19 protein-coding genes are annotated in these 23,521 nt (G+C 74.0%); 3 read left to right on the top strand and 16 right to left on the bottom strand.

The window, feature by feature from the left end:
- Positions 1-115: 115 nt before the first annotated feature.
- The 8 genes from truB to rimP form a co-directional block, all read right to left on the bottom strand.
- On the bottom strand, positions 116-1,045 hold the full coding sequence (gene truB, locus AB0O91_RS32440) for a tRNA pseudouridine(55) synthase TruB (RefSeq protein ID WP_363440877.1): 930 nt from the start codon (positions 1,043-1,045) through the stop codon (positions 116-118).
- A gap of 100 nt (positions 1,046-1,145) precedes the next feature.
- Entirely contained in the window at positions 1,146-2,249 is a 1,104-nt protein-coding gene (locus AB0O91_RS32435; RefSeq protein ID WP_363440875.1) for a bifunctional oligoribonuclease/PAP phosphatase NrnA, read from the bottom strand.
- Between the two features lie 2 nt (positions 2,250-2,251).
- Positions 2,252-2,692: a 30S ribosome-binding factor RbfA gene (gene rbfA, locus AB0O91_RS32430; RefSeq protein WP_350517778.1), complete on the bottom strand. Its 441-nt coding sequence runs from the start codon at positions 2,690-2,692 to the stop codon at positions 2,252-2,254.
- 151 nt (positions 2,693-2,843) lie between these two features.
- Entirely contained in the window at positions 2,844-3,140 is a 297-nt protein-coding gene (locus AB0O91_RS32425) for a DUF503 domain-containing protein (protein ID WP_030311386.1), read from the bottom strand.
- A 150-nt stretch (positions 3,141-3,290) separates the two neighbouring features.
- The gene (gene infB / locus AB0O91_RS32420) at positions 3,291-6,440 is read right to left on the bottom strand and encodes a translation initiation factor IF-2 (protein ID WP_363440871.1); all 3,150 of its coding nucleotides are present in this window, start codon (positions 6,438-6,440) and stop codon (positions 3,291-3,293) included.
- 230 nt (positions 6,441-6,670) lie between these two features.
- On the bottom strand, positions 6,671-6,964 hold the full coding sequence (locus AB0O91_RS32415) for a YlxR family protein (RefSeq protein WP_188306572.1): 294 nt from the start codon (positions 6,962-6,964) through the stop codon (positions 6,671-6,673).
- Positions 6,965-7,059: 95 nt separating this feature from the next.
- Positions 7,060-8,061 (bottom strand): transcription termination factor NusA, encoded by a 1,002-nt coding sequence (nusA, locus tag AB0O91_RS32410; protein WP_363440868.1) that lies wholly within the window; start codon positions 8,059-8,061, stop codon positions 7,060-7,062.
- A 53-nt stretch (positions 8,062-8,114) separates the two neighbouring features.
- Positions 8,115-8,654, bottom strand: a complete 540-nt coding sequence (gene rimP, locus AB0O91_RS32405) for a ribosome maturation factor RimP (protein WP_363440865.1) — start codon at positions 8,652-8,654, stop codon at positions 8,115-8,117.
- A 304-nt stretch (positions 8,655-8,958) separates the two neighbouring features.
- Between rimP and AB0O91_RS32400 the strand changes: the two genes are divergently transcribed.
- Together AB0O91_RS32400 and AB0O91_RS32395 are read left to right on the top strand one after the other, a co-directional pair.
- Positions 8,959-9,945, top strand: coding sequence for a ferritin-like domain-containing protein (locus AB0O91_RS32400; protein WP_363440862.1), 987 nt, complete (start codon positions 8,959-8,961; stop codon positions 9,943-9,945).
- Between the two features lie 485 nt (positions 9,946-10,430).
- Positions 10,431-11,360, top strand: coding sequence for an aminoglycoside phosphotransferase family protein (locus tag AB0O91_RS32395; RefSeq protein ID WP_363440859.1), 930 nt, complete (start codon positions 10,431-10,433; stop codon positions 11,358-11,360).
- 33 nt (positions 11,361-11,393) lie between these two features.
- Here AB0O91_RS32395 and AB0O91_RS32390 read toward each other — a convergent pair whose 3' ends face one another.
- The 5 genes from AB0O91_RS32390 to dxr form a co-directional block, all read right to left on the bottom strand.
- Positions 11,394-11,972: a GNAT family N-acetyltransferase gene (locus tag AB0O91_RS32390; RefSeq protein ID WP_363440856.1), complete on the bottom strand. Its 579-nt coding sequence runs from the start codon at positions 11,970-11,972 to the stop codon at positions 11,394-11,396.
- A gap of 110 nt (positions 11,973-12,082) precedes the next feature.
- Positions 12,083-12,958 (bottom strand): GNAT family N-acetyltransferase, encoded by an 876-nt coding sequence (locus AB0O91_RS32385; protein ID WP_363440939.1) that lies wholly within the window; start codon positions 12,956-12,958, stop codon positions 12,083-12,085.
- Between the two features lie 226 nt (positions 12,959-13,184).
- Positions 13,185-14,345 (bottom strand): flavodoxin-dependent (E)-4-hydroxy-3-methylbut-2-enyl-diphosphate synthase, encoded by a 1,161-nt coding sequence (gene ispG / locus AB0O91_RS32380; protein ID WP_030290407.1) that lies wholly within the window; start codon positions 14,343-14,345, stop codon positions 13,185-13,187.
- A gap of 145 nt (positions 14,346-14,490) precedes the next feature.
- Entirely contained in the window at positions 14,491-15,795 is a 1,305-nt protein-coding gene (locus AB0O91_RS32375; RefSeq protein WP_363440852.1) for a site-2 protease family protein, read from the bottom strand.
- 120 nt (positions 15,796-15,915) lie between these two features.
- On the bottom strand, positions 15,916-17,145 hold the full coding sequence (gene dxr, locus AB0O91_RS32370) for a 1-deoxy-D-xylulose-5-phosphate reductoisomerase (protein WP_363440849.1): 1,230 nt from the start codon (positions 17,143-17,145) through the stop codon (positions 15,916-15,918).
- 69 nt (positions 17,146-17,214) lie between these two features.
- Here dxr and AB0O91_RS32365 point away from each other — a divergent pair, with 69 nt between their 5' ends.
- The gene (locus AB0O91_RS32365; protein WP_363440846.1) at positions 17,215-17,883 is read left to right on the top strand and encodes an NAD(P)H-binding protein; all 669 of its coding nucleotides are present in this window, start codon (positions 17,215-17,217) and stop codon (positions 17,881-17,883) included.
- A 96-nt stretch (positions 17,884-17,979) separates the two neighbouring features.
- Here AB0O91_RS32365 and AB0O91_RS32360 read toward each other — a convergent pair whose 3' ends face one another.
- From AB0O91_RS32360 to AB0O91_RS32350, 3 genes are all read right to left on the bottom strand, one after another.
- Positions 17,980-19,422, bottom strand: coding sequence for an aldehyde dehydrogenase family protein (locus AB0O91_RS32360; RefSeq protein WP_363440843.1), 1,443 nt, complete (start codon positions 19,420-19,422; stop codon positions 17,980-17,982).
- A 177-nt stretch (positions 19,423-19,599) separates the two neighbouring features.
- Positions 19,600-21,165 (bottom strand): PucR family transcriptional regulator, encoded by a 1,566-nt coding sequence (locus tag AB0O91_RS32355; RefSeq protein ID WP_363440840.1) that lies wholly within the window; start codon positions 21,163-21,165, stop codon positions 19,600-19,602.
- A gap of 150 nt (positions 21,166-21,315) precedes the next feature.
- Positions 21,316-23,388, bottom strand: a complete 2,073-nt coding sequence (locus tag AB0O91_RS32350; RefSeq protein ID WP_363440837.1) for an ATP-binding protein — start codon at positions 23,386-23,388, stop codon at positions 21,316-21,318.
- Positions 23,389-23,521 lie beyond the last annotated feature (133 nt).

Below are 23,521 nucleotides of genomic sequence, written 5' to 3'. Positions count from 1 at the left end.
TCACCACGGGTGTTCACCTCGCGCGCTCCCCCGTACGGATGAACGCGTCCGAAAAGGTGAAGCCCCCGCCGGGAGGACTCCCGACGGGGGCTTCGACACGGACGGTCCGGGCGCCTCAGCCGACGAACACCGCGACCGGCTTCGCCTGCCCGGCCTTCTCCTCGACCAGCGCCAGGAAGCGCCCGTCCGGCCCGAACACCGCGATCGGCCCGTCCACGCCCATCCCGGGCGCCTTCAGCCGGGCGCCGTGCGAGAGCTTCTCCGCCGAGTCCTCGTCCAGGTCCCAGCGCGGGAAGGCGGCCGCCGCGGCCGCCGCGATCGGCAGCACCTCCAGCGGTGCACCGGACTCGCCGGTGACGGCGGCCTCCAGCTCCTCCAGGGTGCGCGCCGACTCCACCCCGTACGGCCCGACCCTGGTGCGCCGCAGCGCCGTCAGGTGCCCGCCGACGCCCAGCCCGGCGCCCAGGTCCCGGGCCAGCGCCCGGATGTAGGTGCCGGAGGAGCACTCGACGGTCACGTCCAGGTCGACCACCGGGGTGCCGTCCTCGGCGACCGCCGGGCGCTGCGCGTGCACCGTGAAGGAGTGGATCGTGGTGGGCCGGGCGGCGAGCTCGAAGTCCTCGCCCTCACGGACCCGGGCGTAGGACCGCTTGCCGTCGATCTTGATCGCGCTGACCTTGGACGGCACCTGCATGATCTCGCCGGTGAGCGCCGCGATCCCGGCGTCGATCGCCTCCCGGGTGACCCCGTCCGCCGGGGTCGAGGCGGTGACCTCGCCCTCGCGGTCGTCGGTGACGGTGGTCTGGCCGAGCCGGACGGTCGCCTCGTACGTCTTGGCGGTCAGCACCAGGTGGCCGAGCAGCCGGGTGGCCCGCTCGACGCCGATCACCAGCACACCGGTGGCCATCGGGTCCAGCGTGCCGGCGTGCCCGACCTTGCGGGTCCCGGCCAGCCACCGCAGCTTGGCGACGACCCCGTGCGAGGTGATGCCCTCGGGCTTGTCCACGATCACCAGGCCGTCCGGGCCGGTGCCTTTGCGCTTCATCGAGTTCTTCGGGTTCTTTCTCTCGGACGTGCGGACGTGCGGACGTGCAATGGTGCGGGTGGGCTCCGGGACGGCCGGGCGGACGGACGGGCCGGGACGGTCAGCGGGTGGGCCGCAGCGCGCCCCGGAACCGCTCGACCACCGCGGCGACGTCCTCCCGGGCGCTGAACCCGGCCGCGAAGACGTGCCCGCCGCCGCCCAGTTCGGCGCAGGCGGCGGCCACGTCCACCGCGCCCTTGGAACGGGAGGAGCCGCGCAGGGTGCCGTCCGGGTCCTGCTTGAGCACCAGCGCCACCTCGGCCTCGGCCGGGCGGCGCAGGATGTCGATCAGCCCCTCGATCTCCTCGACCGTGACGCTGAACAGCGCCAGGTCCTGGTAGGGCACCCAGGTCCACACCAGGCCCAGCCCGTCGGCCGCGTCCGGCTCGTAGACGGCCCGGTCCAGGGCGGCCGCGAGCACCTTGAGGTAGCCGAAGGAGGAGGTGTCCCAGAGCTGCCGGGAGATCAGGTCGTGCCGGATGCCGGTGGCCAGCAGCCGCCCGGCGAGCTCGTGGGTCGCGGGCGTGGTGGCCCGGTACTTGAAGGAGCCGGTGTCGGTGGCGACCCCGGTGTACAGGCAGGTGGCCAGGGACTGGTCGAGCTCGACACCGAGCCGGCGCAGCAGTTCGTCCACCAGGACGGCGGTGGCCGGCGCGCTCGGGTCGATCAGCTGGTGGGTGCCGAAGCCCGGGTTGGAGGCGTGGTGGTCGAACACCACCAGGACGGGCGCGGCGAAGGCCTTGTCGTGCAGCAGGCCCAGCCGGCTCTGCGCGGCGACGTCGAAGCAGAGCACCAGCTCGGGCACGTCCGGCACCTCGGCGGCCGGCACGATCAGCTCCTGGCCGGGCAGGAAGGCCAGCGACTCGGGCACGATCTGCGGGTCGTCGCCGAAGGAGACCCGCACCTGCTTGCCGAGCGCGCGCAGGGCCAGGGCCGCCGCCAGCGAGGAGCCCAGCGCGTCGCCGTCCGGGCAGATGTGGCAGATCAGGTCGATCGAGCGGGCCCGCCCGATCTCCGCCACCACCTGCTGCCAGAGCAGCTCGAAGCCGCTCTCCTCGGTGCGCGGGCCGGGGAGCGCCGCGAGGGCACCCTCCACCGTGCTGGTGGAGGACGCCCCCGTGGTCGATCCGGCTCGCGAGGCGGCCTGCGCCGGCTCACCCGCCATGACTACTCGTCCTCGTCGTCACGCTCGGACGCCGGCACCCGGTACGGGTCCGCGTCGCCGGCGTAGGCCGCCCCCGCGGCGGTGGTGCGCACCGCCGCGTCGATGGCCTTGGCCCGGTCGAGCAGGTCGTCGATGTTCCGGGCGTTCTCCGGCAGCGCGTCCGCGACGAAGGTCAGGGTGGGAGTGAAGCGCACCCCGATCTTGCCGACCTCGGAGCGGATCACTCCCTTGGCGCTCTCCAGCGCCGCGGCGGTGGCCTCGCGGTCGGTCTCGTCACCGAAGACGGTGTAGAAGACGGTGGCCTCGCGCAGGTCGCCGGTCACCCGGGTGTCGGTGATGGTCACGAACCCGAGCCTCGGGTCCTTGATCCGGCGCTCCAGCGTCTGGGCGACGACCACCTGGATGCGGTCGGCGAGCTTGCGCGCCCTAGCGGTGTCGGTCACGTTGCCTCCTCGTGCAATGGGCGGTACCCGGGTGAGCTGCGCACCCGTCGGGGCCCACGCCCCAAAGTACCGGCCCGCGCCCGGCCTTGCGGGCGCTCTCGGTCCTGATCTGTGTGAGAACGGCGACTTCCGTCGGTCGGCTCCACAGCTCTCATTCATCGTCGTCGTTGTGGTAGCGCCTCCTCGCGGAGAGGAGTTGCACCTCGGGGCGGCCGGCGACCAACCGCTCACAGCTGTCCAGGACCTCGGTGACGTACCCGGCTTCGCCGGCGACCACCGCGAGGCCGATCTCGGCCCGGCGGTGCAGGTCCTGGTTCCCGGTCTCGGCAGCGCACACGCTGTACTTGCGCTGCAGTTCGGCCACGATGGGCCGCACGATCGAACGCTTCTCCTTGAGCGAGTGGACGTCGCCCAGCAGCAGGTCGAAGGTGAGTGTTCCCACGAACATGTATGACAGGTCTCGCCGACCTGGAAGGCCTCGGGGAGCAGCCCGGAACGGGCTGGTGCTGCACGTCCGCAGCTACCCCGGACCCTACACAGCGAGACCGGGGCCGGTCGACGGGAATTCCACCCGTCGACCGGCCCCGGCCGACACCGACTAGGCGCGCGGCTTCTCGCGCATCTCGTAGGTCTCGATGATGTCCTCGACCTTGATGTCGTTGAACGACCCCAGGGTGACACCGGCCTCGAAGCCCTCGCGGACCTCGGTCGCGTCGTCCTTGAAGCGGCGCAGGCCCTCGATGGTGAGGCCCTCCGCCACGACCTTGCCGTCGCGCAGCAGGCGGGCCTTGGTGTTGCGGCGGATGATGCCGTCGCGGACCAGGACACCGGCGATGTTGCCGAACTTGGAGGAGCGGAAGACCTCGCGGATCTCCGCGGCGCCGAGGCGCACCTCCTCGTACTCCGGCTTGAGCTTGCCCTTGAGGGCGTTCTCGATCTCCTCGATCGCCTGGTAGATGACCGAGTAGTACCGGACGTCCACGCCTTCCTTGTCGGCCGCGGTGCGCGCACGGCCTTCGGCGCGCACGTTGAAGCCGATGATGATGGCGTCCGAGCCCATCGCCAGGTCGACGTCGGACTCGGTGATCGCACCGACGCCGCGGTGCAGCACCCGGAGCTCGACCTCCTCGCCCACGTCCAGCTTGACGAGGGCGTCCTCGAGGGCCTCGACCGAACCGGAGACGTCACCCTTGATGATGAGGTTGAGCTGCTCGATGGAGCCGGCGGCGATGGCCTTGTCCAGGTCCTCCAGGGACACCCGGACCCGACGCTGCGCGAAGGCGGCGTTGCGGTCGCGGGCCGAGCGCTTCTCGGCGATCTGGCGGGCGGTGCGGTCCTCGTCGACGACGATGAAGCTGTCGCCGGCGCGGGGCACCGAGGTCAGACCGAGCAGCAGCACCGGACGGGACGGGCCGGCCTCGGCGAGGTTGTTGCCGTTCTCGTCGAGCATCGCGCGGACGCGGCCGTAGGCGTCGCCCACGACGATCGAGTCACCGACGCGGAGGGTACCGCGCTGGACCAGGACGGTCGCCATGGCGCCGCGGCCCTTGTCCAGGTGGGCTTCGATCGCAATACCCTGCGCGTCCTGCTCCGGGTTGGCCCGCAGGTCGAGCGAGGCGTCCGCGGTCAGGACCACGGCCTCCAGCAGCTGGTCGATGTTCAGACCCTGGCGCGCGGAGATGTCGACGAACATGGTGTCGCCGCCGTACTCCTCGGCCACCAGGCCGAACTCGGTCAGCTGGCCGCGGACCTTGGTCGGGTCGGCGCCCTCGACGTCGATCTTGTTGACGGCGACCACGATCGGCACACCGGCGGCCTTGGCGTGGTTCAGCGCCTCGACCGTCTGCGGCATGACACCGTCGTTGGCCGCGACCACCAGGATCGCGATGTCGGTGGACTTGGCACCACGGGCACGCATGGCGGAGAACGCCTCGTGACCCGGGGTGTCGAGGAAGGTGATCGGGCGCTCTTCGCCGTTCACCATCGTCGCCACCTGGTAGGCACCGATGTGCTGGGTGATGCCACCGGCCTCGCCGGCCACCACGTTGGACTTGCGGATGGCGTCCAGCAGGCGGGTCTTACCGTGGTCGACGTGACCCATGACGGTGACGACCGGCGGGCGCGGGGCCAGCTGGTCCTCGTCGCCCTCGTCGGCACCGAAGTCGATGTCGAACGACTCCAGCAGCTCGCGGTCCTCGTCGTCCCGGCTGACGATCTCCAGCTGGAAGCCCATCTCGCCGGCCAGCAGCTCGAGGGTCGCGTCGGAGACCGACTGGGTCGCGGTGACCATCTCACCGAGGTTGAACATGACGGAGACGAGCGCGGCCGGGTTGGCGTTGATCTTCTCCGCGAAGTCCATCAGCGAGGCGCCGCTCGACAGGCGAACGGTCTGGCCGTTGCCGCGAGGGAGCATCACACCGCCGACGGACGGGGCCTGCATGGCCTCGTACTCCTGGCGCTTCGCCCGCTTCGACTTGCGACCGCGCGCCGGGCGACCGCCCGGGCCGCGACCGAAGGCGCCCTGCGTGCCGCCACGGGCACCCGGGCCACCGGGACGACCGCCGAAACCACCGGGACGCGGGCCGCCGAAGCCGCCGCCGCCACCGGGGGCGCCGCCACCCGGACGCGGGCCGCCGAAGCCGCCGCCACCGGCCGGACGCGAGCCCGGACCGGCCGGACGACCCTGGAAGCCGGGACGGGCACCGCCGGCGCCACCCGGGCCACCCGGACGGCCGCCGGGGCCACCCGGACCACGGCCACCGGGGCCCGGACGCGGGCCGGCCGGACGCTGCGGCATCATGCCCGGGTTCGGACGCGGCATGCCGGACGGGGTCGGCCCGCCGGGACGCGGCGCGGCCGGACGCGGCATGCCGTCGGGACGCGGGGCACCACCGGGACGCGGGGCACCCGCACCCGGACCACCCGGACGCGCCGGACGGTCGCCGCCGGGACGCGGGGCGCCGCGGTCGGCACCGGGGGCACCGGCCGGACGCGGACGGTCACCGCCGGGACGCGGGGCGCCGCGGTCGGCACCGGGGGCACCACCCGGACGGGCCGGACGGTCGCCACCGGGACGCGGACGGTCGCCGCCCTGCGCGCCCGGGGCACCCGGACGGGCACCCGGCGCGCCCGGACGGCGGTCGCCGGGGCGGGCCATGCCGGTCGCGCTGCCGGAGGTGAAGGGGTTGTTGCCCGGACGCGGGCCGGCCGGACGCGGGCCCGGACGGGCACCGCCGGAGGCCTGGCCGCTCGGCCGCGGGGCCTGGGCGGCCGGACGCGGGGCGTCACCGGCCGGAGCCGGCGAGGAGAACTCGGCCGCGGGAGCGGCCGGGGCCGCCGGAGCGGCGGGACGCGCGGCCGGGCGCGGGCCCGGGGTCGGCGCGCCGGCCGGACGCGGCGCGGCCGGGGCGGGGGCGGCCGGAGCGGCCGGAGCCGCGGCAGCCGCAGGGGTCGGACGGGGACCAGGGGTCGCGGCGGGGCGCGGACCCGGGGTCGGGGCACCCGGCTTGGGTGCACCCGCGGCACCGGCCGCGGGCTGGGGCGCCGCGGGCTTCCGCGGGCCCGGCTTGGCAGCGCCACCACCGGTGGGGGCCACACCAAGCGCGTCAGTCAACTTGCGCACGACCGGCGCCTCGATCGTCGAGGACGCCGAACGGACGAACTCACCGAGCTCGGTGAGCTTGGCCATGACGGCCTTGCTCTCCAAGCCAAGCTCCTTGGCGAGTTCATAAACCCGGACCTTAGCCACTTCACTCCTGTCTATGAGTCCGGGGGTCTCGTCCGCCGGACTGTCGCTACTTCATGGGCGTACCCATCGCGTACTCATCGCGTACTCATCGAGTGCTCATCGCAATCTCGACCTACTTCCACATCGCGAGGTACCTGACTGGTGGCACGGCGCGCGGCTGCCCGCGCACTGTGCTTGTTGCGGTGGTTCTCCGCCGCGGTGAGCGGCGGCCGTCGCGTGAGGCGGGGCGCCTAGGAGGCTCCGCCCGCCCGCTCCTCGATGAACCCGCGGAGCCGCTCCGTGTCGAGCGTCCCCTGGAGCCGGAAGGCCCGGGGAAACGCCCGACGGCGGACCGCGAGGTCGAGGCAGGCCGGATCGAGGTGCAGGTGAGCGCCCCGGCCCGGCAGTGCGCCACGGGGATCGGGGACGCAGACGCCCTCGACCGCCGTGACACGCAACAGCTGGTGCTTGGCCGCTCGCTTGCGGCAGCCCACGCAGGTGCGTTCCGGGCGTGCTCGGACATGCGTCCGGCCAGACGAAGGCAAGTCTACCCCTCCGAAGCGACATGGCGCCGCCCCGTAGATCCCGGAGGACCGACGGGGGCCGCCGGGAACAACGCTGACGACCGGGCCGTCGCCCCTCAGCTCTCGTACTGGGGCTCGGGCTGGCCCTCGGTGTCGGGACGGATGTCGATCCGCCACCCGGTGAGACGGGCGGCCAGACGGGCGTTCTGCCCCTCCTTGCCGATCGCCAGGGACAGCTGGTAGTCCGGCACGATCACCCGGGCGGAACGCTGGGCGGCGTCCACGATCTCCACGCTGGTCACCCGTGCGGGGGACAGCGCTGCGGCGACCATCTCCCGCGGGTCCTCGGACCAGTCGACGATGTCGATCTTCTCGCCGTGCAGCTCGCCCATCACGGCGCGCACCCGGGAGCCCATCGGGCCGATGCAGGCGCCCTTGGCGTTCAGCCCGGCCCGGCGCGACCAGACCGCGATCTTGGTGCGGTGGCCGGCCTCGCGGGCGATGGCGGCGATCTCCACGCTGCCGTCCGCGATCTCCGGGACCTCCAGCGCGAACAGCTTCTTCACCAGGCTCGGGTGGGTGCGCGAGAGCGTCACCGACGGCCCGCGGACGCCGCGGCGCACCGCCACCACGTAGCACTTCAGCCGGGTGCCGTGCCGGTAGTCCTCGCCCGGGACCTGCTCCTGCGGCGGCAGGATGGCCTCGAGCTTGCCGATGTCGACCAGCACGCTCTTCGGGTCGTTGCCCTGCTGGACGACACCGGTGACGATGTCGCCCTCCTTGCCCGCGTACTCACCGAAGGTCTGGTCGTCGGCGGCGTCGCGCAGGCGCTGCATCATCACCTGGATGCCGATGCTGGACGCGATCCGGCCGAAGCCGTTCGGGGTGTCGTCGAACTCCTTCGGCTCGACGCCCTCGTCCAGCTCCGCCGGGTCCTCCATCGCCCACACGGTGACGTGGCCGCTCTTGCGGTCCAGCTGCACCCGGGCGCGACGGCGCGAGCCCTCGGTGCGGTGGTACGCGGTGAGGAGGGCGGACTCGATGGACTCGACCAGCAGGTCGAAGGGGATGTTCTTCTCGTTGACCAGCGTGCGCAGGGCACTCATGTCGATGTCCACGGCTACGCCTCCTCGTCTTTCGTCACGTTCATCATGGTCGTACGGCGGCCGGCTCACTCGGCGCCGTCGTCCCCCTCGTCGAAGTCGGCGGCCTCGTCCAGGAGCGTCTCGTCGTCCTTGCGGTTGAACTCGACCTGGACCCGGGCCCGGGCGACCTCGACGTACTCCAGACGGCGCTCCTTCGGACGGCCGCGCCCCTTCACCGGCTGCACCTCGACCAGCGCGCCGGCCTCGTCGGCCTCCAGCACCCGGGCGACCAGCTCCCCGCCGTCGACCAGGTGGACCTTGGCCAGCCGTCCCTCGGCGCGCTGCCAGTGCCGGGGCAGCACCAGCGGGCGCTCCGCACCCGGCGAACCGACCTCCAGCAGGTAGGGCTCGTCACCCATCACGTCCGAGGCGTCCAGCGCCTCGCCGACCACCCGGCTGAACTCGGCGATGGCGTCCATGTCCACGCCGCCGTCGGTGTCGACGTCGATCTGCACCTGCCGGCGGCTGCCCGCCTTGGTGACCTTGACGTCCTCCAGGTCCAGTCCGGCCTCGGCGGCCAGCGGCTCCAGCAACGCGCGCAGCCGGTCGGTGTGGGTGGTGCTCATCCGGGTGGACTCCTCGGCCGCGTCTGCTGTTGTCAGAGGTCGCCCCGCGCCCCCTCGGCGCCCCACGGGCGCACACCGGGTCACGGCAGCTCGGCCCAAAGCCTAGCCGGTGAAGGCGCGAACCACCGATTCCGGACCTCCCCCGACCAGTCGGACACCACCCACTGCGAGCAAGCTCACACCGCCCCGCCCGGCGCACGGGTCCCTCGAACGCCACTCGCATTCATGGGGATTCTGCGAAGATTCACGCCAACGAGGGCAGGCGGGAAGGCCGTCTCCCGTACCAGCCCCGGAGCGACCCGCCATGCAGCCGCACAACCGACGGACCTTCCTGGCCCTCGGACTGCTCACCCTCACCGCCGCCTGCACCGGCTCCCACCGCCACGACCCCGACGGGGGCGACCAGCGCCCCGACCCGGACCAGCCCGTCCGGCTGCGCGCCGTCGCCGCCACCGACACCCTGCTGGCGGCCTACGACGCCCTGCTCGCCGCCCCCGGGGCGCAGACCGCGCTGCTGCAACCCCTCCGAGCCGAAACCGCCCGCCACCGCGCCGCCCTCACCGCCGGCACCCCCAGTACTCCCAGCACACCCCCGCCCACCACCACATCCCCGACCACGCCCCCCACCCCCACCACCCCCGCGGCCCTGGCCGTCCTGGAACGCCAGACCGCCCAGTCCCGCCTGGCCGACCTCGGCGCCGCCGGCCCACCCCTCGCCCGCCTGCTCGCCTCGGTCGCCGCCGCCAACGCCCTGCACGCCGCCGCCCTCGGCGCCCCCGCCGAGCCCCCCGCCCCGGCCGCCACCCCGACACCCACCGGCACCACCCCCGGGACCTCCGCCCCCGCCCTCCAGAAGGCCCTGAGCGCCGAACACGCCGCCGTCTACGGCTACGGCGTCGTCGGCGCCCACCTCCCCGAGGACCAGCAGCGCACCGACGCCCGCACCGCCTACGCCGCCCACCAGTCTCAGCGCGACGCCTGGCAACGCCTCCTCACCACCCTCGGCGCCACCCCCACCCCCGCCGCCGGCGGCTACCGCCTCCCCTTCCCCGTCACCGACCCCGCCGGCGCCGTCAAACTCGCCGCCCACCTGGAAACCGGCCTCACCACCGTCTACGCCGACCTGGTCGCCGACCTCCCCGCCCCCCACCGCCCCGCCGCAGCCACCGCCCTCCGCGACTGCGCCCTCCGCGCCCACCGCTGGGGCGCCCCCGACACCCCCTTCCCCGGCATCCCCGACCCCACCGACCCCTCCCCCACCCCCACCACTCCCACCACTCCCACCACCTGACCCCACCCCTTCGGGGCACGCAGGCCAAAGCCCGCGCGCCCCGAAGGACCCGCACCCACCCACCCCCAGCAACCACCCACCCACCTCCCCCACCCCACCCAGGCGAGAGGGACGCGCTGCGGGAGGGGGCGGTGGAGGGGGTGGGCGCGGAGAGGGGCGTGACGGGTGATTTTCAGACTGCCAACGGCGGCCGGGCATACGCCTACAGGGTCGGCAGTCCGAAAATCACCCCGCCCCCGCAGCACCCACCCCCGGAACCGCCCCCGGCGTCACCCACCCTCCCGAAAGCCCCCCCCCCCCCAAACCCCCGCGCAGCGGCCCCCACCCCCGGAACCGCCCCCGGCGTCACCCACCCTCCCGAAAGCCCCACCCCCACACAGAACCCCGCGCAGCGGCCCCCACCCCCGGAACCGCCCCCGGCGTCACCCACCCTCCCGAAAGCCCCACCCCCACACAGAACCCCCCACCTCGCCGACAATGGACCCATGTCGGCAGCAGCACCAATCCCCCCCGTCCCCACCCGGCTCACGACCACGGTCACCGCCGCCCACGGCGAGCCCGGCCGCCGCTGGCTGTCCGCCCTGCCCGCCGCGACCGCCGCTCACCTCACCCGCTGGGACCTCACCCTCGAACGCGTCCTGGACCCGGGCGGCAGCCTCAGCCTGGTCGCCTACGTCCACCGCGACGACCTCTCCCCCGCCGTGCTCAAGGTCGGTCTGCCCACCCCGGAGACCGCCCACGAGCACGCCGCCCTGACCCACTGGGCCGGCCGCGGCGCCGTGCTCCTGCTAGCCGCCGACCCCGCCGGGGGCGTGCTGCTGCTGGAGCGCCTGCACGGCGGGATCCCGCTGCGTTCCCTCGCCGAGCCCAAGGCCATGCTGGAGGCCACCAGCCTGCTGCACCGGCTCTGGGTGGAGCCCCCCGCCGACCCGGTGCTGCCCGGTGTCGCCGACCGGGTCGCGGACACCGCCGCCCGGCTGGCCGGACACCGCGACCACCCGGTGACGACGGCCGCACAGCCGCTCCTCCAGGAGGCCCTGAGCACCGCCGAGGCCCTGGCCGGCTCCTCCGCCGAAACCCTCCTGCTGCACGGGGACTTCCACCACGGCAACGTGCTCGCCGCCGACCGCGCCCCCTGGCTGGCGATCGACCCCCGCCCGCTGACCGGCGAACGCGCCTACGACCTGGCCCGGCTCGTCCTCGACCGCGCGGACACCCTGATCGGCTCCCCCGGCGCCCCCGCCGCCGTCCGCCGCCGGCTCCAGCAACTGGCCGACGCCCTCGACGTGGACCGCGAACGGCTGCGCGGCTGGGCCCTGTTCCGCGCCGTCGACCTGGCCCTGCGCGCCCTGGCCACCGACCGCCGCGAGGACGCCGAACTCCACCTGGAACTCGCCGCCCACCTCTCCGGCTGACCCCACGGCCCCAGCCGCAGCCCCCGACCGTCCCTACCCGACCGCGCCGTCCCCGCTCCCGACCCCGCCCCCCAGCCCCCGCAACGGCAGCCCCGCACCCATCACCGCGTACAGCCGGTCCGTCGCCGGGAACCGCACCGCCCGCGCCAGGTCCTGGTACCCCAGCGCCCGGTAGAGCCGCCGGGCCGGGGTCTCCGCGTCGATCGCCGACAGGATGCTGCGCTCCAGCCCCGAGCCCTCGCACAGCAGCCGGATCAGCCGCGAGCCCACGCCCTGCCCCTGGAACTCCGGCAGCACGTGCAGTTCGGTGACCGCGAACACGCCGTCCAGCCAGTCCCCGTAGCCCCGGGCGGTCAGGTACGGCTCGATGACCGTGCTCCACCAGTGGTCCCGCCGGTTCGGCATCCCGTACCCGAACCCGACCAGCCGGCCCCCGCTCATCGCCCCGAACGCAATCACCCCGGGCTGCTGGGCGTGCCGCCCGACGATGTGCAGCCGTACCGCGACCTCCTCGGGCGTGAGCCCGAACGCCACCGCCTGGACCTCCAGCGCCTGCGGCGCCCAGGCCGCGAGGTCGATGGCCCCGATCGTCACCCCGGTCAGCTGATCCATGCTCCGGACGTTACTACCAGCCGCCGCGTGGCGCGGCCGAAGATCCGAACCCAACGGGCGGCGAAACACCGGCGAACCGGGCCACAACGACGTCCGGCCGTCCGGAGCGCTCAGAACAGCACGCTCATGAACGCCCCGACCTCCCGGAACCCGACCCGCCGATACGCGGCCCGCGCCCGCAGGTTGAAGTCGTTGACGTACAGCGAGACCACCGGCGCGACCTCGCGCAGCGCGACCCCCAGCACCGCCGCCATCCCGGTCTCGGACAGCCCCTGCCCCCGGTACTCCGGCGCCACCCAGACGCCCTGGATCTGGCAGGCCCCCTCGGTCACGGCCCCGACCTCGGCCTTGAAGACCACCCGGCCGTCCTCGGTGAAGCGCGCGAACGACCGCCCGGTGGTGACCAGTTCGGCCACCCGGGCCTGGTAGAGCAGCCCACCGTCCCCGGCCAGCGGCGACACCCCCACCTCCTCGGTGAACATCGCCACGCAGGCGGGCATCAGCGCCTCCACCTCACCGCGCCGCACCCGCCGCACCAGCGGGTCGGGCGCGATCTCCGCCGAGGGCACGGAGGTCGCCAACAGCGGCTGGTGGCCGCGGACTTCCCGCGCGGGCCCCCAACTCCGCTCCAGCAGCGCCCAGAAGGCGGCGGTCGGCCCGGCCGGCCCGACGATCGAGGAGCAGCGCCGGCCCTGCCGCCGGGCCCGCTCGGCGAAGGCCGCGACGGCCTGCGGCCCGGCGTTGACCAGGACCAGGTTCGCCCCGGCGTAGCAGAGGGCGTCGAGCACGCCGTCCGCGTCGTACCAGCCCCACAACTCCCCGCCGAGCCGCCACGGGTCCAGCCCGACGGCTTCGACCCGGGTGGCGACGAAGGCGTTGGCGACCGGGTCGCGGTGCAGGATCTCCAGCGCCTCCGCGAGGTCCGGGGGTTCCAGCACCCTGGTGGTGGCCAGCGCCCGGGCGGCCTGGAAGGAGCTGGGCAGCATCACACCTCGATCGATCATCGAGAGCACCTCACTGAGACGACTCTGGCCGCACCCTACTCCGTGGCCCCACCCGGCTACGGCTGCGGGGCCGTCCGCGAACGGACGGCCCCGCTTCCGGAAGACTTCACTGCGGTCGCGTCCGGACCGCCCAGCGGTCACCCCGCGGCCGCCCCCGCGGTCATCCGCGGCCGCCCCGCGCCCCGACCGCCCCGTGACCGCCCCGCGGTCACTCCGCGGCGACGACGGTCGGCGAACCGGCCTCGACACCCTCCTCCTGCATCTGCTCGGCGAGCTTGAGCGCCTCCTCGATCAGGGTCTCGACGATCTTCGACTCGGGAACGGTCTTGATCACCTGCCCCTTGACGAAGATCTGCCCCTTGCCGTTGCCGGAGGCGACCCCGAGGTCGGCCTCGCGCGCCTCGCCCGGCCCGTTCACCACGCAGCCCATGACGGCGACCCGCAGCGGCACCTCCATGCCCTCCAGCCCGGCGGTGACCTCCTCCGCGAGCTTGTAGACGTCGACCTGGGCGCGGCCGCAGGACGGGCAGGAGACGATCTCCAGCCCGCGCTGGCGCAGCCCGAGCGACTCCAGGATCTGGTTGCCGACCTTGATCTCCTCGGCCGGCGGGGCCGACAGCGAGACCCGGATGGTGTCGCCGATGCCCTCGGCGAGCAGCGCGCCGAAGGCGACCGCGGACTTGATGGTGCCCTGGAACGCCGGACCGGCCTCGGTGACGCCCAGGTGCAGCGGGTAGTCGCAGGCGGCGGCGAGCTGGCGGTAGGCCTGGATCATCACGACCGGGTCGTTGTGCTTGACCGAGATCTTGATGTCGCGGAAGTCGTGCTCCTCGAACAGCGAGCACTCCCACAGCGCGGACTCGACCAGCGCCTCCGGGGTGGCCTTGCCGTACTTCTCCAGCAGGCGCTTGTCGAGCGAGCCGGCGTTGACGCCGATCCGGATCGGCACCCCGGCGTCCTTGGCGGCCTTGGCGATCTCGCCGACCTTGTCGTCGAAGGCCTTGATGTTGCCCGGGTTGACGCGCACCGCGGCGCAGCCGGCGTCGATCGCGGCGAAGACGTACTTCGGCTGGAAGTGGATGTCCGCGATGACCGGGATCTGCGACTTCTTCGCGATGATCGGCAGCGCGTCGGCGTCGTCCTGGGAGGGGACGGCGACCCGGACGATCTGGCAGCCGGACGCGGTGAGCTGGGCGATCTGCTGCAGCGTGGCGTTGATGTCCGAGGTGACCGTGGTGGTCATCGACTGGACCGAGACGGGGGCGTCGCCGCCGACCGGTACGTTGCCGACCATGATCTGCCGGGAGTAGCGGCGCTTGGCGAGCGGCTTGAGCGGCAGGGACGGAATACCGAGCGAGATCGCGGTCATGTGCGCAGGGTTCCCCGGGGTTGAGGTGTGGTCATCCGCCCGGCCGTTGGGACGGCCGAGGCCGGGCGCGCGGACGTATCGCGCACCCGGCCTCCACGGTACGGCACGGTCCGGGCGCCCAGCACACCCGCCGTACCCGAACGTCCTAGCCGATCTTCACCGGGTTCACCAGGTCGGCCACCATCACCAGCAGGGTGAACCCGATGAAGATGCTGGCCACGACGTACGCGACCGGCATCAGCTTGGCGACGTCGAACGGGCCCGGGTCCGGCCGGCGGAACAGCTGTGCGAATCGACGGCGGACCGATTCCCAGGCCGCCCCCGCGATGTGGCCGCCGTCCAGCGGGAGCAGCGGCAGCATGTTGAACAGGAACAGCGACAGGTTGATGCCTGCCAGCAGGTTCACGAAGATCGCGATCCGCTGGGTTGCCGACTCGTGCAGCGTGAACACCTCGCCGCTGACCCGGGCGGCGCCGACCATGCCGATCGGCGAGTCCGGGTCGCGCGGGGCGTCGCCGACCACCGCGTTCCACAGCCCGGGGATCTTGCCGGGCAGGGCGGCGAGCGAGCGCACCCCGTTCTCGGCCATGTCGTACATCCGGTCGACGGACTGCCCGAAGCCGAGCTGGACGGTCTCACTCCTGGGGGTGAACCCGAGGAAGCCGGCCTGCACGGTCTGGCCCTTCACCGGCATGCCGTTGCCGTCGTACTTCTGCACGTCGTTGACGGCGATGGTGGGCGTGAAGGTGAGCTGCTGACCACCGCGCTCCACCACGATCGGGACCTGCTTGCCGGCCGACTTGCGGATGTCCGCCTGGAGCTGGTCGTAGTCGCGGATCCGGTCGCCGTCGAAGGAGAGCACCTTGTCGCCCTGGCGCAGGCCGATCTCGTTGGCCGGGGTCGGGGGCGCGTCCTTCGGGCAGGTGTCGGTGGGCTGGCCGGCCTTCACCACGCACTGGGCGACCGAGCCGATGGTGGGCACCGCCATGGTGACGCCGAAGCCCATCATGACCGTGAGGAACAGCCCGAACGCCAGGACCAGGTTCATGAACGGCCCGGCGAACATGACGATGACCCGCTTCCAGGGCTTGCGGGTGTAGAACAGCCGGTCCTCGTCGCCCTCCTGCAGCTCCTCGTAGGAGGCCTCACGGGCGTCCTCGATCATGCTCCGCCAGGGCGAGCTGCTGCGCTTGGTGATCCGGCCGTCCTCGCCCGGCGGGAACATGCCGATCATCCGGATGTACCCGCCGAACGGGATCGCCTTGATGCCGTACTCGGTCTCGCCCTTGCGGCGCGACCAGATGGTCGGGCCGAAGCCGACCATGTACTGCGGCACCCGGATGCCGAACAGCTTGGCCGTGGAGAGGTGGCCGAGCTCGTGCCAGGCGATCGAGATGAGCAGCCCGACCACGAAGACCAGGATGCCGACCACCGTCAAAACCGTTGCCACCGCTGGCCCTCCGTCATGCCGCTCCGCTCATCGTCTCGTCGTACCGCGAACCTGCTGCGCCGAACCCTGCCGGCACCCGTGGCACCGGCGCCCCGACGCCGCCGTCCGGAGTCCGGACCGTCAGCCCGCCGCCAGCTCGCGGGCCCGGGCGCGCGCCCAGTCCTCCGCGTGCAGGACGTCCTCGACCGTCAGGGAAGTTCCCGCCCGCGGCGTCCCGTGCTCGGCCACGACCTTGGCAACAGTGTCCACGATTCCGGTGAAGGCGAGGCGGCCCTTCAGGAAGGCCTCCACGCACTCCTCGTTCGCGGCATTGAACACCGCCGGCGCCGTTCCGCCCAGAGTGCCCACCTCGCGGGCCAGCTCGACGGCCGGGAAGGCCTCGTCGTCCAGCGGGAAGAACTCCCAGGTCGCGGCCTTGGTCCAGTCGCAGCCGGGCGCCGCGTCCGGCACCCGGTCCGGCCAGCCCAGCCCCAGCGCGATCGGCATCCGCATGTCCGGCGGACTGGCCTGCGCCAGCGTCGAACCGTCGGTGAACTCCACCATCGAGTGCACCACCGACTGCGGATGGACCACGACCTCGATCCGGTCGAAGGGCACGTCGTACAGCAGGTGCGCCTCGATCACCTCCAGGCCCTTGTTGACCAGGGTGGCCGAGTTGATCGTGACCACCGGGCCCATCGCCCAGGTCGGGTGCGCCAGCGCCTCCTGCGGGGTGACCCCGGCCAGCTGCTCCCGGGTCCGGGTGCGGAACGGACCGCCGCTCGCGGTCACCACCAGCTTGCGGACCTCGGCCCGGGTACCCCCCGCCAGCGCCTGGAACAGCGCCGCGTGCTCGGAGTCCACCGGCACGATCTGGCCCGGCTTCGCCACCGCCTTCACCAGCGGGCCGCCGACGATCAGCGACTCCTTGTTGGCCAGCACCAGCACCCGGCCCGCCCGCAGCGCGGCCAGCGTCGGGGCCAGGCCGATCGACCCGGTGATGCCGTTCAGCACCGAGTGGCACTCCAGCGCGGCCAGCTCGGTCGCCGCGTCCGGCCCCACCAGCACGGCCGGCAGCGGACGGCCCGCCGCCTTCGCCGCCAGCGCCTCCCGCAGCGCCGGCTCGGCCGCCGGATCCGCCACCGCCACGGTGTGCACGCCCAACCGCAGCGCCTGCTCGGCCAGCAGCTCCACCCGACCGCCCGCCGCCGACAGGGCGACCACCCGGAACCGGCCCGGGTTGCGGAGCACGACGTCGATGGCCTGGGTGCCGATCGACCCGGTGGAACCGAGGATCACCAGCTCCCGGGGGCCGGAGGGGTCCGCCACGATGGGCGCGAAACGCAGCTGCGGGTGGGCGAGCGAAGTCATGCGCCCATTGTGTCCTGTCCGCGGCCCTCCCCAGGACGACCACCGGCCCTTCGAACTACCGTCGTAGCCATGCGTACCGTCATCGCCGGGGGCCACGGACAGATCGCGCTCGCACTCGAACGGCTGCTCGCCGACCGCGGCGACCGGCCCGCCGGGATCATCCGTCGCCCCGAACAGGCCCCGGACCTGGTCACCGCCGGCGCCGAGCCGCTGCTGCTCGACCTGGAGTCCGCCACCGCCCCGCAGCTCGCCGCCCTGCTCACCGACACCGACGCGGTGGTCTTCGCCGCCGGCGCCGGCCCGGGCAGCGGGACCGCCCGGAAGAACAGCGTCGACCGCGACGCGGCCGTCCTGCTCGCCGACGCCGCCGAGCTCGCCGGGGTCCGGCGCTACCTCATGGTCTCCTCGATGGGCGCCGACGCCACCGCCCGCTACCCCGCCGACGAGGTCTTCGAGACCTACCTGCGGGCCAAGGGCGCCGCCGACGACGCCGTCCGCGCCCGCACCGCGCTGGACTGGACGGTGCTGCGCCCCGGCCGCCTCACCGACGGCCCCGGCACCGGCCGGGTCCGGCTCGCCCCCTCGACCGGCCCCGGCGCGGTCGACCGGGCGGACGTGGCCGCCGTGCTGGCCGCGCTGCTGCGCGAACCCGGCACCGCCGGACGGACCCTGGAGCTGGTCGCCGGGAGCGCCACCGTCGCCGAGGCGGTCGCCGCCGCGGCCGGGCACGACGGCTGAACCCGGGAGGGGCCCGGACGGACGCGGGAGGGGCCCGGTTCGTCGAACCGGGCCCCTCCCGCCAGTGCGCTGCGTTCCTCGCTCAGAGGTCCGGACTCAGAGGTCGAGACCGGTCAGGACCATGACCTTCTCGACCGTGTAGTCGTCCATCGCGTACCGGACGCCCTCACGGCCGACGCCGGAGTCCTTGACACCGCCGTACGGCATCTGGTCGGCCCGGTAGGAGGGCGCGTCGCCGATGATCACACCGCCGACCTCCAGCTCCCGGTGGGCCCGGAAGGCGGTCTGCAGGTCGTGGGTGAACACGCCCGCCTGCAGGCCGAACGGCGAGTCGTTGACGGCCGCGAAGGCCTCGTCCACGCCCTCCACCCGGTGCAGCGACAGCACCGGGCCGAACACCTCGGCCTTGGCCAGGATCGCGTCGGCGGGCAGCTCGGCCAGCACCGTCGGGGCGTAGGTCGCGCCCTCGCGGGTCCCGCCGGCGAGCAGCTTGGCGCCCTTGGCGACCGCGTCGTCCACCCAGGACTCCACCCGCTTCGCGGCGTTCTCGTCGACCAGCGGGCCGACGTCCGTCGCGTCGTCGTTCGGGTCCCCGGTGACCTGCGCGCCGACCTTCGCCACGACCTTCTCCACCAGCGCGTCGTACACCGACGCGTCGGCGATCACCCGCTGCACCGAGATGCAGGACTGACCGCCCTGGTAGTTGGCGAACATCGCGATCCGGGTGGCCGCCCAGTCCAGGTCGGCCTCCGAGGACCAGTCGGCGAGCACCACGGCCGCGGCGTTGCCGCCCAGCTCCAGGGTGGTGTGCTTGCGCGGCACCGAGTCCATGATCTGGTAGCCGACCTTGTCCGAACCGGTGAAGGAGATCACCGGCAGACGACGGTCCTGCACCAGGGCCGGCATCCGGTCGTTCGGCACCGTCAGGATCGACCAGGAGCCGACCGGCAGGTCGGTCTCGGCCAGGATCTCGCCCAGCACCATCGCCGACAGCGGGGTCGCCGGGGCCGGCTTGAGGATGATCGGCGCGCCGACCGCGATCGCCGGGGCGACCTTGTGGGCGACCAGGTTCAGCGGGAAGTTGAACGGCGCGATCCCCAGCACCACACCGCGCGGGAAGCGGCGCACCACCGCGAAACGGCCCGTGCCGCCCGGGTCGGTGTCCAGCCGCATCGTCTCGCCGTTGGTGCGGCGCGCCTCCTCGGCGGCCCAACGGAACACCGACACCGCGCGGCCGACCTCACCGCGGGCCCACTTGATCGGCTTGCCGTTCTCGGCGGTGATCAGCTGGGCGAGCTCCTCGGTGCGCTCGGCCAGCCGCTTGGCCACGTGGTCCAGGGCGGCGGCCCGCTGGTGCGCCGGGGTGGCGGCGAACACCGGCAGCGCGGCCGCGGCGGCGTCCAGCGCCTCCTCGACCTGCGCCTCGGTCGGGATGGCGACCCTGGCGACCAGACGGCCGTCCCAGCTGTTGTGCACCTCGAAGTCGGCGTCGCCACTCGCCCGGCGGCCGGCGAGCCAGAAATCGTACGTGGTGGTCACCGTGGTACCGGCCCTCTCCTCGTCGTCGTACGGCCCACGGGCGTGGGACCCGAACCCGAGGGTAGGTGCGCGGGCGGGCCCACCGGATTGGCCGACTAGGAGCGTTCGATCCCGGGGCCACTCCACCACGTCCAGCCAGGCGTTCCCCGGCCGCTCCGACGGCTCAGGCCGCTCCGGCTACTCCTCGCCGGAACGCAGCGCCAGCCAGAGCTCCATCCGCACGTCGGTGTCGTCCAGCGAACGCCCCAGCAGTTCCTCGACCCGGCGCATCCGGTAGCGCAGCGTGTGCCGGTGCACCCCCAGATCGGCCGCCGCCGCGTCCCACTGCCCGTGCCGGGACAGCCAGGCCCGCAACGAGGCCACCAGGTCACCGCGGGCCGTCCGGTCGTGCTCGCGCAACGGCCGCAGCAGCCCCTCCGCGAAGGCCGTCACCGCGTCCTCCCCGAGCAGCGGCAGCAGCGAACCCGCACCGACCTCCTCGTGGTCCACCGACCGCCGGCCGCCCCGCAGCGCCACCGCCAGGGCCCGCTCCGCCTGCGCGTGCGCGGTGCCCGCGTCCTCCAGCGCGGCGGGCGCCGACACGCCCAGCGACAGGCCCTCGTGCTCCTCCACCACGCCGAGGCAGGCCCGGTGCACGGCGCCGTTGTCCAGCGCCAGCACCATCAGCCGCGGCCCGTGCGCCCCGTCCTCCCGCGCCACCAACAGCTTCTCGCCCACCCGGGAACCCGCCTGCTCGGCCCGGTCCCCCAGCTCCACCAACGCCTCCGCGGCATCCGCGTTCGGCCCGGCCCCGGCCACCAGGACCCGTACCGTCCCCTCCGGCAGACCACCGAACAGCCCCACCGCCACCTGCCGGGCCGTCGCCACCTCGCCCGCCAGCACCATCCGCAGCAGCGCCGCGCCCATCCGCTCCTCGGCCTGCCGCAGCTCCCGCGAGCGCTCCAGGGTGAGGGTCAGCAGCGCCACCGCCGCGTTCAGCACGTACCGCTCGGTCGGCGTGATCCGGTCCTCGGTCCCGACCGCCAGGAAACCCCGCGCCCGCCGGTCCGCCCCCAGCGACTGGACCACCACGTAGTCCTCGTCCGCCGTGTCTATCCCCGGCGAACGCCCCTGCAGGGCCGCACTCGACGGCGCCGGGCGCCGGCGCAGCCGGTCCACCTCCGCCGCCAGCCGTCCCGCCCGGCGCGCCGCCCAGTCCGGCGCCACCACCGACAGCGCGCCCGACCCGTCGTACAGCGCCGCCCAGCCCCCCAGCCGGGCCGCCAGCCGGCGCACCACGGCCGTCGTGCCGTCCTTGCCGAGCGCGGCCCGGGTCAGCTCCTCCTGCGCCTCGAAGCTCGTCGTCACCGCCTCGTACTGCTCCGCGGCCAGCGCCGCCGACACCACCTTGCTGATCGCGATGAACGGCGTCGGCTCCGGCACCCGCAGCAACGGCAGGCCGCGCTGCTGCGCCGCGTCCACCAACGGCTGCGGCACCTCGGTGTGGGACAGCCCCACCCCGAGCCCCAGCCCGACCACCCCGGCATCGGCCAACCGGTGCACGTACGCCTGCAGTTGCGCCGCCGTGCGGCCCAGCTTGATACCGGTGGTGAGCAGCAGCTCGCCACCCTCCAGGAACGGCGTCGGGTCGTCCAGCTCACTGGTGTGCACCCAGCGGACCGGCCGCTCCAGGTGGTCCGCCCCGGCGAGCACCGTCAGGTGGAGCGAACTGTTGCGGACGACGGAGGCGAGTGTGGGGGGCATGGCACCTTCGGAGGGTCGACCTGACCGCGCCGTTGCGGCCGGGCGAGGAGAGGACAGGGAAGCAGGTGAGGGTCTCTCCCCCTCATTATGGACGCACCGGACAACCGGCACTGCCGAATCCACCTCGAAGGCGACTTCCCCGCCCCGCGCTCAGCCCCGCAGGTCCACCAGCAACGGCGGCACCTGCTCCCCCGACACCGCCGTCAACGACACCACCGCGTGCCCGGCCGGCAACGCGTGCGCCAGATCCGACGGCGACCACCGCAGCCGCTCCACGTCCCGGGTCGTCACCGACTCCGTCTGCGCCGTCGTCCCCGACAACGCCTTCCGCCCCACCCGGCCGGCCCGCCGCATCACCCCGCCGGAGGTGTCGGGGGTGTGGGTCACCGCCGTCTCCTGCACCAGGTGCGTCCCCCACGCCTCCGAGAACAGCCGCCCGTCCCAGGGGGCGATCCCGGGGAACGCCACCCGGCAGCCGACCGCGCCGAACAGCGGCGCCCGCAGCGCCTCCGGCAGGTCCACCAGGGTGCGCAGCAGCAGCACCGCGCCCGCGTTCGCGCCGCGCATCCGCTGCAGGCCCCGGACCGTCCCCGCGTCCACGGCCGCGGAGGCGTCGTCCACCACCAGGCCCGCGAACAGGGAGCGGTCCTCCCGGGCCGCGGCGGCCTGCACGAACTGGCCCACCACCAGTCGGGAGAGCATCCGGGCGGCCTCCGGGTGACTGCGCTCGGGCAGCTTCACCCGCACCCGCAGCGGGTGGTCCAGCACCCGCATCGCGAACGGGGGACGTCCCGTGCCGTCGGTCGCGAAGGCCCCCTCGAAGGCGGGCCGCTCCAGCAGCCCCAGCCGGTCCGCCAGCAGCGCCCCCGGATCGTCCGCCCGGCCGCGCTGCCGCTCCCGGTGCTCCAGGTCCCGCTCGTACGCCGCCAGCCGGCCGGCCACGCCGAGTGCCTTCACCAGCGCCGCCAGCGCGTCCGCCTCGCCGCCCAGCAGCGCCCGCAGCTCGCGCACCCCCGGGTAGCGGCCGTACGCGGACCGGAACGGGCCCACCACCTGTTGCAGCGCCGTCCGGGCGTTCTCCGCGCGGGCGGTCAGCTCGTCCGGCAGCAGCGCGTCGGCCAGTCGGGCCGCGGCCTCGTCCGGGTCCTGCGCGGCGCCGTACAGGTCCAGCCCGTACACCGAGGCCGGATCTCCGGGGGCGATCACCACGTCGTACCAGGCGTCCGGGCCGAGGTCGGCGTCCGCCGCCCCGACCACCACCGCGCAGGCGGTGCCGGCCAGCGCCTGCAGGCACAGCGCCTCGGCCACCGGCCGGGCCAGCCGCGTGGTCTTCCCGGTGCCCGCCGGGCCGACCGCCAGCAGCGAGGTGCCCAGCACCCCGGGGTCCAGCGCGAAGTCCGCCGCCCGGTGGCTCAGCGGGTTCTTCGGCACGTCCTGGGCCACCCCGAGGCAGACCTGGCCGAGCAGCAGGTCGTGCCGCCGGGCCCGGCCGGGCAGCTCGCGCGCCTCCGAGGGATGGGCGAAGGCCGCCGCGCCCCGGGCCGCCACCTGCTCGGCGAAGGCCGGCACGAACACCGGGTCCGCCTGCGCGGACTCCCAGGCGCGCCGGATCCGCACGTAGTCGACGTCGCCGACCGTCTCCGCGGCCAGCCGCGCCGCCGCGTCCCCCGCCCCGCCCCGGCGCAGCCCGTCCCACGGGTCCGCCCCGCGGGCCGCCTCCGCCGTCGGCCCGTCCTCCTCGGCCGGCTCCTCCTCGGTCACCGTCCGTGACAGCAGCGGGGCGACGAAGCGGCGCCAGACCTCGGGCCAGCGGCCCATCCGGCCGAAGACCTTGATGACCACGCCGATCACCAGGATGTTGAGGGTCAGCACCACGGAGGTGGCGACGAAGGCCGACTGGGACGGCAGGACACCGATGAGGGTGGTCCCCTCCTCGGCCAACTCGACCCCGTAGACGAAGGCCAACCACCCCACCACCGCGTTGAGCGCTGCCCGCAGCAGCAGCGGCCAGGTCGGCACCCGGGCGGCCTCCGCGCGTTCCGGGTCGACGCGGCGGTAGCCGAGCCGGAAGACGCCCGGTTCGGCGTCGGGACGCGGGGCGGTGGCCCAGGCGGCGAGGTCGAAGGCCCCGCCGGTCGGTGGGCCGGGGCGTTGGTGGGGCAGGGGGGTCGGGGGTCTGGTGGTGGTGTGGTCGACGTGGTGGTGTGACCCGTCCTGTGCCATGTACGGCCCCGCTCCCTCGCCCGCCGGCCCGACCGCCGTCGGTGCCGCCATACCCATGCCGCCGTACCGGCGACACGCCCGCGCTCAGGGTAGTGGAGCGGGGCCTGCGGGTAGTCGCACCGTTCGCGCTGGC

It is taken from the genome of Kitasatospora sp. NPDC089797 (genome assembly GCF_040684795.1).
In the GTDB taxonomy this organism is placed as follows: Bacteria; Actinomycetota; Actinomycetes; order Streptomycetales; family Streptomycetaceae; genus Kitasatospora.
Note: the sequence above shows the minus strand (reverse complement) of the source record. Positions and strands in the feature narration are given on the sequence as shown.

Bases quoted from the DNA above. Each gene is read 5' to 3' on its own strand.
- truB (WP_363440877.1), bottom strand. From the start codon at position 1,045: ATGAAGCGCAAAGGCACCGGCCCGGACGGCCTGGTGATCGTGGACAAG.
- AB0O91_RS32435 (WP_363440875.1), bottom strand. From the start codon at position 2,249: ATGGCGGGTGAGCCGGCGCAGGCCGCCTCGCGAGCCGGATCGACCACG.
- AB0O91_RS32425 (WP_030311386.1), bottom strand. From the start codon at position 3,140: ATGTTCGTGGGAACACTCACCTTCGACCTGCTGCTGGGCGACGTCCAC.
- rimP (WP_363440865.1), bottom strand. From the start codon at position 8,654: ATGAGCACCACCCACACCGACCGGCTGCGCGCGTTGCTGGAGCCGCTG.
- AB0O91_RS32400 (WP_363440862.1), top strand. From the start codon at position 8,959: ATGCAGCCGCACAACCGACGGACCTTCCTGGCCCTCGGACTGCTCACC.
- AB0O91_RS32395 (WP_363440859.1), top strand. From the start codon at position 10,431: ATGTCGGCAGCAGCACCAATCCCCCCCGTCCCCACCCGGCTCACGACC.
- AB0O91_RS32390 (WP_363440856.1), bottom strand. From the start codon at position 11,972: ATGGATCAGCTGACCGGGGTGACGATCGGGGCCATCGACCTCGCGGCC.
- AB0O91_RS32385 (WP_363440939.1), bottom strand. From the start codon at position 12,958: ATGCTGCCCAGCTCCTTCCAGGCCGCCCGGGCGCTGGCCACCACCAGG.
- ispG (WP_030290407.1), bottom strand. From the start codon at position 14,345: ATGACCGCGATCTCGCTCGGTATTCCGTCCCTGCCGCTCAAGCCGCTC.
- dxr (WP_363440849.1), bottom strand. From the start codon at position 17,145: ATGACTTCGCTCGCCCACCCGCAGCTGCGTTTCGCGCCCATCGTGGCG.
- AB0O91_RS32365 (WP_363440846.1), top strand. From the start codon at position 17,215: ATGCGTACCGTCATCGCCGGGGGCCACGGACAGATCGCGCTCGCACTC.
- AB0O91_RS32355 (WP_363440840.1), bottom strand. From the start codon at position 21,165: ATGCCCCCCACACTCGCCTCCGTCGTCCGCAACAGTTCGCTCCACCTG.
- AB0O91_RS32350 (WP_363440837.1), bottom strand. From the start codon at position 23,388: ATGGCACAGGACGGGTCACACCACCACGTCGACCACACCACCACCAGA.